We start from the raw sequence: 12035 nt of genomic DNA, 5'->3' as shown, positions 1-12035 counted from the left end.
TTACCACATAAGATACTAATTAACCAATCATTTTATAAGAATTCCCATGCGTTGCATTTTAATTGATAACCCAGGTCCCCAGAGTCGTTTGCAGCTAAGTGAGCAAGAAATTCCATCCTGTAAGAAAGAAGAGGTTTTAATTCGCGTCAAAGCTACTGCTTTAAATCGCGCCGATTTATTGCAGCGACAAGGGAAGTACCCCCCGCCACCAGGTGAGTCCATCATTCCTGGTTTAGAAGTGGCAGGAGAAGTGATCGCCATTGGCTCGGCGGTCACTCGGTTTAAAACCGGTGACAGAATATATGGGTTGGTAGGTGGTGGCGGTTATGCAGAATATTGTTGCGTGAATCAACATCTGGCAGAACCTATACCTATTGGTTGGGATTATACTTATGCTGCCGCTCTCCCTGAGGCATTAATGACCGCGCACGCCGCAATATTCTTATTAGGGCAATTAAAATCGACTCATACATTGTTGATTCATGCCGCTGGAAGTGGGATCTCTTCCTTAGCCATTCAAATGGCTAAATTACAAGGTGCACAAATTATTACCACTACGAGTGGCGATGAGAAGATAGCTAAAGCAAAAAAATTAGGCGCGACCCTAGTCATCAATTACAAAAAAGAGGATTTTGAAACGGTACTTGGCGAACGATCCGTAGATGTTATTGTTGATTTTATAGGGGGAAGCTATTTTCTTAAACATTTAAAACTTCTGAAACCTCAGGGGAAATTGACTCAAATCGCCTGTATGCAAGGCCATTTAGCAGAAACCAATCTTTTATTAATTATGCAAAAACGATTGCAAATAAATGGCTTTGTACTCCGTTCACAATCCATTGCCGAAAAAGCTAGCCTTTGGCAATCGATGCAAAAGCAGTGGGCAACAGTTTTATTGAATAAAGATTTAGCACCAATTATCGATTCAGAATTTTCGCTTGAAGATATCGAGCAAGCTCATGCGCGCATGTATAGCAGTGACCATTTTGGCAAAATTGTTGTACGCATTCCGACTTGAGATGTCAACAGACACTATATGTATTTATCTTAAATATACCGACATTCTTCGGGTTGAATCTTTTATGTCTTCCGCGAATAGGTTAACAGCGATCACCTCTTTGGAATCTCTAAATAAACCGTTACCTATAATGCAAACTACCAATAAAATGTCATACAGATTTTTACGGGTGATTAAAAAGCTCTATTAGCTTTAACTTGCTAGTAATATGGTTGATAATCCCAGGGCCAAAAATCACTTTTGAAATATTAAGTCAATGACCGTTTTTGCTGAAAAATATTATCTCCAACAAAATTTTAACAAATTGATAGCAAGTTCTGCAGTGATCGATGAGATCGAATTTCACTCTTGTCAATTTAAGCTGTGTAAATTTAATGAAACCCAATTTAACAAATGTAAATTCACTGAATGTGATTTTGAAGACTGCGATTTATCGTTGGTAAAATTCAAAGGTTGTAAATTCTCCGAAAGTTCATTTAAAGATTGTAATCTAGCCGGTATTAACTGGACTCAGGTTCATTGGCCATCAGTCAAATTAAGCAGTCCACTTTATTTTTATAATTGCAATCTAAGTCACGGCAGCTTCTATAGCCTTGACCTTGCTGATTTGGTAATTGAACAATGCAAAGTTCACGAAGTGGATTTCAGAGATAGCAATTTGAATCATGCGAGCTTCGTCGGAAGTGATCTTCACGGTAGTCTATTCATTAAAACCAGTCTGCTGCATGCAGATTTTACAAATGCAATTAATTATATTATTGATATCCGGCAAAACAACATTACCAAAGCCAGATTCTCCTTTCCTGACGCGATTGCTCTATTAAAATGCCTTGATATCCATCTTATTGGTTATGATGATTAATATGAAAGTAGTCCCAAATTAATAAATGCAGTTATTGGTGCCAGCTTGCTTAAGTCTCTGAACTGATATCCCTTTTGCTCTGTACAGAGTTTGTTTTATCTGTTCGACTTCTTCTTAGTGTTCGCTCTAATAATTGTGTATATATGGGCTCATTACCAGCTAATTGCACAATTGTGGTTGATGTTAGACAAGTTACCATCAATGGTAAAATCAAAGAGTAATTTTGAGTCATCTCAACAACTAAAATGATGCCAGTAATGGGAGCACGCACTGCAGCAGAGAATAAAGCGCCCATGCCTGCCACCGCAAACATGCCAGGATGAATGCTTTCATCATATACAAATCCCTGAAGAAGGTATGCAAAGATATATGCACAAGCAAGACCCAGCAAGGTACCCAAGGCCAGCATAGGTGCAAAGATTCCACCAGGAACACTCGTAGAGTAAGACGTCATTGTCGTTAGAAACCTTAGCACGATTAATAACAACAACACACTAAAAGGGGGAGACAGTGTTAATGCTTGCTCAATAATCTCATACCCACCTCCTACAGCCTCAGGATAATTTTGGGCCAGATAGCCCACTGCTGCACCAAGCAATAACACGTATGCAATACGCATTTTCACGGTTAGTTTATCAGTTAAGGCTAAAGTCGCCATCAGTGTCTTGTTAAAAATAAGGCCTACAAAACCAACGACAATACCAAAAATAAAAAAAAGCCAAAGTGATTTTAAGCTGGGTAAGGCATAGACAGACATGGGTATAGCCGGCTGCGGCCCAATAATAAAATGTAGAGTAATGGTTGCCATGACACAACTGATGGCAACGGTCTTAAAATTGGTAAAGGAAAAATCAAACTGGCTTCGCATTTCTTCGAGAACAAAAAGAACCCCAGCCAAGGGGGCGTTAAAGGCAGAAGCTAGTCCTGCAGCGCTACCTGCAGCAATCAAGGTATTACATCTCCGTGGTGATAAACGCAATAATTCCCCTAGCATTTCACCAAGGTTACCTCCCATCTGTATCGTAGGTCCTTCCCGACCCAGAACCAGTTTGGCTGAAATCGCCATCACGCCGCCAATAAATTTTACTGGCAATAATCTACGCCAGAAAATAGGCCGCTCATGCAACAAGGTCCCTTCAATTTCTTGTACACCACTTCCTGCAGCCTCCGGAGCAAAACCTCTCACTAAAAGCCACGAGATAAATACCAAACACATTGAAATCAGCATGGACAATAATGTTGCTGACAAGCCTACACTAGCAGCTTTTTTTAAAATAAGCTCTATAAAATGAATACCATAGACAACCGCTAGCTGGAAAAATGAACCCACCATCCCTGTCAGGACACCGAGAACAACGGCAATAGCATATAGTATTAAGATTTTATCGCGCATTGGCGGCAATCATTCCCATTAGGTTGTTAATAATTTTAAACCCAGCTTGATTCGGCATCGACAAGATGGTTTCCGGATGAAATTGCACTGCATAAATGGGTAAGGTTTTATGTGAGATTGCCATCACAATGCCATCATCGGTCATCGCGGTTACTGCTAGCTCTTTTGGCATATCTTCTAAGCGGGCATAAAGAGAGTGATAGCGCCCAGCCATAAAGGAATCCCCAAGCCCACTCAAAAGATCATCACCATTCGTTATCTTAATTTGAGACGCCTTGCCATGCATGGGATAATCCAACACATCCAATCGTCCTCCAAAATACTCCACGATGCCCTGCAAACCCAAGCAAACTCCAAATAAAGGGATCTCTTTGTCAAGAATGGCTGCAATTGTTTGCTGTAATTTAAAATCCTCCGGTCTCCCAGGACCTGGAGATAGCAAAACCAGGTCGAACTGCTCTTGTTGCAGAAACTTAAGAGCATGCTCACTGCGAACCGTAGTAACTTGAGCACCCGTTTGCCGGATATAATTAGCCAACGTGTGCACAAAAGAATCCTGATGATCCACCAACAGTACTTTCTTACCCACACCTGATAACGCCTTAGAATCTATCGTTTTGGGTTTCATTTCAGGCTTTTGTAACATTTCCAGGAAAGCAGAAGCCTTTAAGCGAGTTTCTTGCTCTTCCGCTTGTGGTTCAGAGTCATAAAGCAAGGTTGCACCAACTCGAATCTCAGCAACTCCCTCCTGAATTCGCATGGTTCTCAACACTAGTCCAGTATTCAAGTTGCCGTTAAACCCAAACCATCCTACCGCACCGGCGTACCATCTTCGGGGTGATTTTTCGTATTGTTCAATGAAATTCATAGCCCAAAGTTTTGGAGCCCCCGTGACAGTAACGACCCACATATGCGTCAAAAAAGCATCCACGGCATCAAATCCATCACGTAACATCCCCTCCACATGATCCACGGTATGAATCAAGCGAGAATACATTTCAATTTGGCGTCGGCCGAGTACTCGTACACTTCCGGGCTCACAAATCCGAGATTTATCATTACGGTCTACATCCGTACACATTGTTAATTCAGAGGCCTCTTTCTCAGATTCTAAAAGTAACTGGATATTTTGTGCGTCCTCAATCGCATCAGCCCCTCGTTTAATCGTTCCAGAAATTGGACAAGTTTCCACGCGTTTTTCCTGAACACGCACGTACATTTCTGGAGACGCCCCCACCAAATATTCACTGTCTCCTAAGTTAAGAAAGAAACCATAAGGAGAAGGATTAATACGACGCATACGACTAAAGATGGATGAGGGCTGTTCCGGACAATGTGTATAAAATGTTTGACTCGGAACGACCTCAAAAAGATCCCCACGGGCAAAATGCTTTTTGGCGAGTTCAACTAATTTTGCATATTCGCCAGGGGCGTGATCACCATTTTTTTCTGGCTTGTATTTGGGCTCATAAGCTTTAAACTCCCCCTCTCGAGGCAAAGCTTGCGTAGACCTACCTTGATATTGGAAATTATAACGTCGAATAAAGGCTTCTTCCTTACGATGGTTGACAACATAGATTTCATCAGGAAGATAGAGGACCATTTCTCTCTGTTCGGGCGAGCGTTGTTTGGCTTGCGCCAATTCTTCAAATTGAAAAATCAAGTCGTACCCAAAAGCTCCATACAAACCAAGATAAGGCTCATCTGATTTAAAGAAAGCGAGAAGCTTTCTTAGGACAGTAAAAACGGAGGGTTGATGACTGCGTTCCTCTTCGCTAAAAATCTTGTGTGATTTTTTTACCTTCATACGACAGAGCTGCGGCGAGGACTCATCAATATCTAAATCCTCACAAGCAGCCAGCATCGGAAAAATCATTGCCAGTAACACTTCCCCTCGTTTATTCAAAGCTTGTATTTGAATTTCATTATCCTGACAAACGATAACCAAGGGAGGGTTATAGAAACCAATATCCCAACAAGTATAGCGGCCGGGGAATTCAAAACTGGATGCAAATAATGCACCTCGTTGGGTATCAAGTCGCTCTAGAAGAGGCTCTATTGCTCTATCATAGACTAACGCATGTTGTTCATATTCAATATGAATCCCACCCGCCGTTTGAATCTGTCGTAACATCAATCATACTCTTAAGAAATCCATGTGATCCATTTTACTTTAAAACAGAGGCTCCGCAAGGCTAATAACTGCTATAATGGATCCACGGAGGGCGCACCTCATTTCACTTTTATCCTTGGATAAAAAATTGTACTCTAACAAACACCTAATGGCTTTGGAATTTCAATGGCAATTACGAGAAATGAATTAGAAAATATGGAGCAACTGGCTTATTTGGATATCGAATCTACTGATAGTAGCAAATTGGCAGAAGATGTCAGCGCAATCATGGATTTTGTCGACCAATTAAAACAAATAGATACAACGGGAGTAACACCACTTTTCCATCCGCTGGATTTACATCAACGCCTGAGAGACGATGAAGTGAAAGAAAGCGATTGTAGCGAGGAGTTAGCCAAAATAGCACCTTCTTTTGAAGATCATTTGTATTTGGTCCCTAAAGTACTCGATGTAGGACAATAATTATTATGCACAAGTATTCTTTAAAAGAATTAGCCCACGCTTTACAGCGTCGTGAATTCTCAAGCGTTGAGTTAACCAAACACTTTCTAACTCGAATAGAACAACATCGGTCACTTAATGCTTTTATCAGCATCAATGAGGAAAATGCTTTAGCATCTGCGGCTATCGCTGACAAATGCATCCAACAAGGACAAGCCAAGCCTCTCACCGGAATACCAATGGCTCACAAAGATATTTTTTGTACGCAAACAATGTATACAACATGCGGGTCAAAAATGTTAGCCAATTATCAATCGCCCTATCCTGCAACTATTGTGAGCAAGCTTGAGCAAGAAGGAGCCGTTTTAATTGGCAAAACAAATATGGATGAGTTTGCTATGGGTTCATCCAATGAACATAGTTATTTCGGCCCTGTCAAAAACCCTTGGAATACTGATTGCGTTCCTGGCGGTTCATCTGGAGGTTCCGCTGCCGCAGTAGCGGCAGGCCTTGTACCCTATGCCACAGGCTCAGACACTGGGGGATCAATTAGACAACCATCAGCTTTTTGCGGAGTTTCAGGAATTAAACCTACATATGGCTTGGTTTCTAGATTTGGCATGGTTGCATTCGCCTCAAGCCTTGATCAAGCAGGACCAATTGCTCGTAATGTTGAAGATCTTGCACTCATCCTACAAGCGATGACGGGCTTCGATCCTAAAGATTCAACCTCTGTGAATCGGATTGTGCCTGACTACTCGAAAAATTTATCCAAACCAATTGCAGAAGTACGTATTGCTCTCCCCTCCTGTTTTTTTCAAAAAGAAGTTGACGCTGATATCCAAGAAGCAATAGCCAACGCTGTGAAAATTTTCCAACAAGAGGGCGCTAAAATTATCGAAGTAGACCTGCCTTTACAACCTCTATGGGTCCCTTGTTATTATGTGATTGCTTGTGCAGAAGCTTCCTCTAATTTAGCACGTTATGATGGCATTCGTTTTGGCTATCGTAGCGATAAAGGCAACAGCTTACGAGAATTGATTATCAATTCACGTAATGAAGGATTTGGTGCCGAAGTCAAGCGTCGTATTCTTACGGGCACACATGTTCTATCTGCTGGTTATTTTGATGCCTATTATTTACAAGCATTGAAAATTAGACGGTTAATTCAAATGGAACTGCAAACTATTTTGCGCGAAGCAGATTTCATCCTGGGACCAACTACACCGACTTGTGCTTTTAAAATAGGTGAGAAAATTAATGATCCTATACAGAACTATTTAGCTGACGTTTTTACAGTAAGTGCTAATTTAGCGGGATTACCCGCCCTCTCGATTCCAGCCGGTTTCAGTCAAGGGTTACCTATAGGAATGCAATTGATTGGCAATAGTTTCCAGGAAGCACAACTTTTAAATATGGCGTACCACTACCAACAATGTACAAACTGGCACCAAGCCAGACCAACCTACAAAGGGTGATTTTATGGCATGGGATACCGTAATTGGGCTTGAAGTACATGCTCAATTGAAGACAAATTCAAAATTATTTTCGGCTACCGCAACGAAATTTGGCGCGCAACCGAACTCGCAAACAAGCTTTATTGATGCAGGTTTGCCTGGCGTTCTACCCGTTCTTAACAAAGAAGCCGTTTCCATGGCTATCCTGTTTGGCTTGGCTATCAACGCAGAAATTAACAATAATTCTTACTTTGAACGTAAAAATTACTTTTATCCAGATCTACCTAAAGGCTACCAAATAAGCCAATTTCAAGCTCCCATTGTGAGCCACGGATACTTGGCTATTGAGCTAAGTGATGGTACAGAAAAAAAAGTCACTATTGTGAGAGCACATTTAGAAGAAGACGCAGGTAAATCCTTGCACGAAGCACATCCGACCTATAGTGGTATCGATCTGAACCGTGCAGGAACGCCATTACTTGAGATTGTGACTGCACCCTGCCTTTTTTCTGCAGAAGAAGCCATTGCTTATCTTAAACATTTACACCAACTGGTTCGTTTTTTAGGAATTTGTGATGGTAATATGCAGGAGGGTTCTTTTCGCTGTGATGTTAATCTCTCTCTAAAGCCTAAAGGTTCGAACAAACTTGGCGTAAGAACAGAACTTAAGAATCTTAATTCCTTTCGTTTCATAGAAAAAGCAATTCTCTACGAACAAGCTCGTCATCAAGATCTATTGGAAAGTGGCCAAATCATCCAACAAGAAACTCGCCTTTACTCTCCAGATACAAATACCACACAACCTTTAAGAACAAAAGAAAATGAAAACGATTATCGCTATTTTCCTGATCCTGATCTTTTGCCCATTCAAATTAAAGAAGAAGACCTAGACCAATTAAAAAAAGCGATGCCCCCTTTACCTGAGCAGATCAAACGAGAGCTCAATAGTAATCCTGCATTCAATAATGAAGATATTAACTTTCTGCTATCTTCACCAGCCACTTACCATTTTTTTTGTGCTGTTAGAAAGCAAAGTCATGCCAATGAGAAAACCATTGTCAATTGGCTCAAAGGAACCTATGCTGCTGCTCTGAATGAAAAAAACCTCAGTTTTGAAAATCCACCTATTTTAGCAACCACCCTGGCTAAACTCCTCGATCACGTAACGAACCAAACCCTCTCGACCAAGATAGCTAAAGAACTTTTTGGTAAATTATGGGAAGGTGAAACCGATATTGAAAAACTCATCAAGCAGGAAGGCTATGAACAATTAAGTGATAACAAAACGCTCGAGGAGTTAGTTCGGAAAATGATAGATACTTATCCACAACAAGTAGTAGACTATCGCGCCGGAAAAGAAAAATTATTCGCTTTTTTTGTTGGGCAAATCATGAAGGAAACGAAAGGACGAGCAAGTCCAGAGGAAATCAATCGCTTGCTAAAACAGTTTCTTAATCAATGATTCATCCGCTTCCTTATAACACGTCGTCATTCCCGCGAAGGCGGGAATCCATTTTATAAATTAAGCACAACGTTTGGATATAGATGGATTCCCGCCTTCGCGGGTGAATTTTATTTTGATCTATGGAATTTTAAGAAGGCTATCAAAAAAAGTTGGCAAATCGTTCAGCGCTTGCTCTCTTGCAGTTGCATTAAAACCGATATGGTACTGCTCGCCTTTTTCATCAATAACCTCCTTTGAGGGAGGAAACTCAAAATTATCAAAGCCATGCAAAGCACCATCATAAACTTTAATAAAAACCACGTCTTCACTCCTGTGGACTAAATTTACACAATCTTGCGTTGTTGCTCTATCATCTTCAGCGCCAATAAATATTTTGATTGTCCCTCTTAACTTTGTATTCTCATCCAGTCTATGACAAACACCATAAAAAGAAGCGGCTGCTTTGAAGGCTAGCTTCTGGTAGGGTTGAGGATTGTCTCGAACCGATTCCATGATTTTTAACACATCAAAACCTCCCATAGAAAACCCAAGCACGCCAATTTTTGTAGGATCCACAAAAGGAAGTTGACTTAAATAATTGTACGCGGGAGCCACGTCATCAAGCTGAGCCTGGGTGGCTTTTTCCCACCCTACAGACTGTCGATTCTCATACCCTCTCGGTTTAAAACTATCAATTATATAGACAACATAACCCCGCTCTTTTAGCCGACTAGCCCAATCGTAATTTACCTTCTCAATGCCTGTACTTGCATGTAACAACAAGATGGCGGGAAATTTTTGCTTGCCTTCTGGAACATAAAGACTATGATGTGGATCTTTGGGGTCGAATACATATTCCTTTTCTTCTGCAAAGGCCAAGGATATAGAAAAGATTAATCCAATACCTACAATTAAATTTTTTAATAAAGGATTCATACGTGCGTCCTTGAAAAAGAATAAAATAGGTGAAAATTATTGTTGCTTAGCACAGAGGAAACTGTTTTATAGTCTAGTGTACCTGCGGTTTGTAAGGCGTTTTGCAATAAAAGTCCTAAGGCGGTCGCCGAGGCGGAATAGGATGTTGATTTAAAATTATATTGCTGATAGTAACTGTCTGCGTAGAATTGGGTAGTTACAAAATAATCCCATCCGCGTGCTAGATTATCAGGAACCCAGGAATCTTCATGGCTTAAGAATGGCGTAACCAATAATTTACTTTTTTCAGCCATGTCTTTTTCTATAGCATAAGCATCCGGACCATAGGTTGAGAGTAGAGCTTGCACTTTATATTGATTTAAAAGCTCCAGGGTTAACTTTTCTACATTGTCAAGTTTCGATTCCGTGTCCAAATAAACGATATCAACATCATAAGCCTGCTTACCTATTAAAAGGCCCCTGGCTTGAGTTATTTTCAATTTCCAATACTCATATCCTCTCATCATTTCACGCCCTTTAGCATCCTCAGAGCCAGTAAACGGTAAAAGAGCACCTAAAAGTAATTTCTTCCGTGGTTGGTAAACAAATTGTGGTACGAAACCAAGTCCATTTGGTCCAGCGTGACTGGGAATAGAAACAAATTCAAATGTTTTTAAATCCACCTTGGTTAAGTGTTTATCTGTTGCATTAGAAACATAAGCAAACTGCGCGTCTGGACTAACCAAAACATTAATGGGATTCAATCCTGTTATTAATCGTTTAACTACTTTGCCTGATCCTACATCGATCACAACCACTTGGTGATCAAAAGCTGCTGGTGCCAAAATGTATTTTTGATCAGGAGTAATTTCAGAATAAAGAATGGGACCTACCCCTAAATTTGTAAATTGTTTCCGCAAGGTTAGTGTTTCTGGATCAATAAAAACAATCTGATTCACTGCAGAAACCATGAGATAGCGATTATCCGGAGTGTATTTTAGCCCACGTACAGGGGTAGGTAAGGTAAATGTTCCAGTTATTTGTCCTGAATCTGGATCCAAGCGAATAACACCATCTCGTCCGGCCATTAACCATAATACCTTACCATCTGGTGAAAAAAAGATATTGTGGGTGTTGGGGCTAACGTTGATTTTTTTTATGATTGAGCGGTTGTCTACATCATAAACCAATATCTTATTGCCTTTTTCGACATTAACATATAATTCTTTTTCAAAGGGAGGTCGTAATTTTACGCCATGAGGTGCACTGTCAATTTGTGAATAATCTTGAGAATCCTCAGGATCAAACGTGTATAAGCGATATTTCTCTAGATGATTTGGGATATCAATGACTGAGATACTCGCGCCTGGTGTCCCGGAGCCGCTATCGTAATCTCTAATCCCAAAATTACTAATATAAGCTGTTTTGCCATCCTTGGTAATAGCAATTTCATGAGGCAGAAACCCCAGTTTAAGACTACTTAATGAGTTGTCATTGGGATCATAAAAGCTAACACGATCAGCATTTTCCTCAACCACTGCCAGCACGTCTGTCGAAGTGGCATGACTTGAAAAGCTAAACACTGAAATGATCAAGCCACATGCTAATGTGCAAGCTTGCAACATATGATAAATTCCTTTTAGTTGATGCGAAAATTTAGAATTCTAACGATATTAAGCAATTAAATCAAAATGTTATCCGGTCAAACCAGCAGATGACGTTTATGATTAAGCTGAAAGATGACGAGGCAACCCGTAAGAAACGGGTTGCCTCATGCTATTAATAAGGTTTGACAATAACAGTAGTACCAACATCCATGAAGTCGGAATGCAACCATTTAGCAGCGCTAGGAAAAACTCTTATACAGCCATGACTTGCATTCCAGTTAGGTACCTCATATGCAGCGTGGATTGAATAGCCGCCATTGAAATGCATACAATAAGGCATTCTCGCTCCACCACCAGTCTCAATGGGATAGATACTGGACGTGCAATCCTCTCCTTTCTTGGAGTATACTCTAAATGTACCAGTAACAGTACGACAGCCTCTGCCTATATCCTCACAAAAGTCCTTACCACCAGAAGCACTACCCGTTTTAATGAGATTACCTTGCGCATCATAAGCTGCCCATGCTGTTGCCCTAGGATCAAATATAAAGACTTTTCTACCTGTTGCAGGCCGGGTTTCGGGGAAATGATTCCTACCTTTCTTATCTGAATCCACATGCACTGTGTAATGTGTATTACCATTATCATCTATGATAGGTACCGATCTGCCTACAGGTCCGCAAGCCATCGTTAGCAGACATAGTGGCCCAATGATAAGTTGTTTTTTCATTGGTTAACCCTCCCTCTTTTTTTTATGTTATCGG

10 protein-coding genes are annotated in these 12035 nt (G+C 40.7%); 5 read left to right on the top strand and 5 right to left on the bottom strand.

The features are described from left to right. The first annotated feature begins 46 nt into the window (after positions 1-46). Entirely contained in the window at positions 47-1018 is a 972-nt protein-coding gene (locus tag CKV79_RS06225; protein ID WP_028373123.1) for an NAD(P)H-quinone oxidoreductase, read from the top strand. 256 nt (positions 1019-1274) lie between these two features. Further along, complete coding sequence (locus CKV79_RS06220) at positions 1275-1880, top strand: pentapeptide repeat-containing protein (protein ID WP_028373124.1); 606 nt, start codon at positions 1275-1277, stop codon at positions 1878-1880. 49 nt (positions 1881-1929) lie between these two features. On the opposite strand, the gene clcA is transcribed toward CKV79_RS06220, so the two are convergent. After that, on the bottom strand, positions 1930-3273 hold the full coding sequence (gene clcA / locus CKV79_RS06215) for a H(+)/Cl(-) exchange transporter ClcA (RefSeq protein WP_028373125.1): 1344 nt from the start codon (positions 3271-3273) through the stop codon (positions 1930-1932). Then, positions 3263-5407: an anthranilate synthase component I gene (locus CKV79_RS06210; protein WP_028373126.1), complete on the bottom strand. Its 2145-nt coding sequence runs from the start codon at positions 5405-5407 to the stop codon at positions 3263-3265. The genes clcA and CKV79_RS06210 overlap by 11 nt, the downstream gene beginning before the upstream one ends. Positions 5408-5572: 165 nt before the next feature. On the opposite strand from CKV79_RS06210, the gene gatC reads away from it, so the two are divergent. From gatC to gatB, 3 genes are read left to right on the top strand one after another with little or no spacing between them, the layout of a single operon-like run. Further along, complete coding sequence (gatC, locus tag CKV79_RS06205) at positions 5573-5869, top strand: Asp-tRNA(Asn)/Glu-tRNA(Gln) amidotransferase subunit GatC (RefSeq protein ID WP_028373127.1); 297 nt, start codon at positions 5573-5575, stop codon at positions 5867-5869. Positions 5870-5874: 5 nt separating this feature from the next. Then, entirely contained in the window at positions 5875-7326 is a 1452-nt protein-coding gene (gene gatA / locus CKV79_RS06200; protein ID WP_028373128.1) for an Asp-tRNA(Asn)/Glu-tRNA(Gln) amidotransferase subunit GatA, read from the top strand. A gap of 4 nt (positions 7327-7330) precedes the next feature. Next, positions 7331-8767 (top strand): Asp-tRNA(Asn)/Glu-tRNA(Gln) amidotransferase subunit GatB, encoded by a 1437-nt coding sequence (gatB, locus tag CKV79_RS06195; RefSeq protein WP_028373129.1) that lies wholly within the window; start codon positions 7331-7333, stop codon positions 8765-8767. A gap of 120 nt (positions 8768-8887) precedes the next feature. Here the strand turns inward: gatB and CKV79_RS06190 are convergent, their stop codons facing one another. From CKV79_RS06190 to CKV79_RS06180, 3 genes are all read right to left on the bottom strand, one after another. Beyond that, on the bottom strand, positions 8888-9685 hold the full coding sequence (locus tag CKV79_RS06190) for a dienelactone hydrolase family protein (protein WP_035915425.1): 798 nt from the start codon (positions 9683-9685) through the stop codon (positions 8888-8890). Beyond that, positions 9682-11289 (bottom strand): ABC transporter substrate-binding protein, encoded by a 1608-nt coding sequence (locus CKV79_RS06185; RefSeq protein WP_028373131.1) that lies wholly within the window; start codon positions 11287-11289, stop codon positions 9682-9684. The genes CKV79_RS06190 and CKV79_RS06185 overlap by 4 nt, the downstream gene beginning before the upstream one ends. A gap of 154 nt (positions 11290-11443) precedes the next feature. Next, positions 11444-12001, bottom strand: coding sequence for a L,D-transpeptidase (locus CKV79_RS06180; protein WP_028373132.1), 558 nt, complete (start codon positions 11999-12001; stop codon positions 11444-11446). Positions 12002-12035 lie beyond the last annotated feature (34 nt).

The sequence above is a fragment of the Legionella lansingensis genome (assembly GCF_900187355.1).
In the GTDB taxonomy this organism is placed as follows: Bacteria; Pseudomonadota; Gammaproteobacteria; order Legionellales; family Legionellaceae; genus Tatlockia; species Tatlockia lansingensis.
This window is presented reverse-complemented; position numbering and strand designations above follow the sequence as displayed.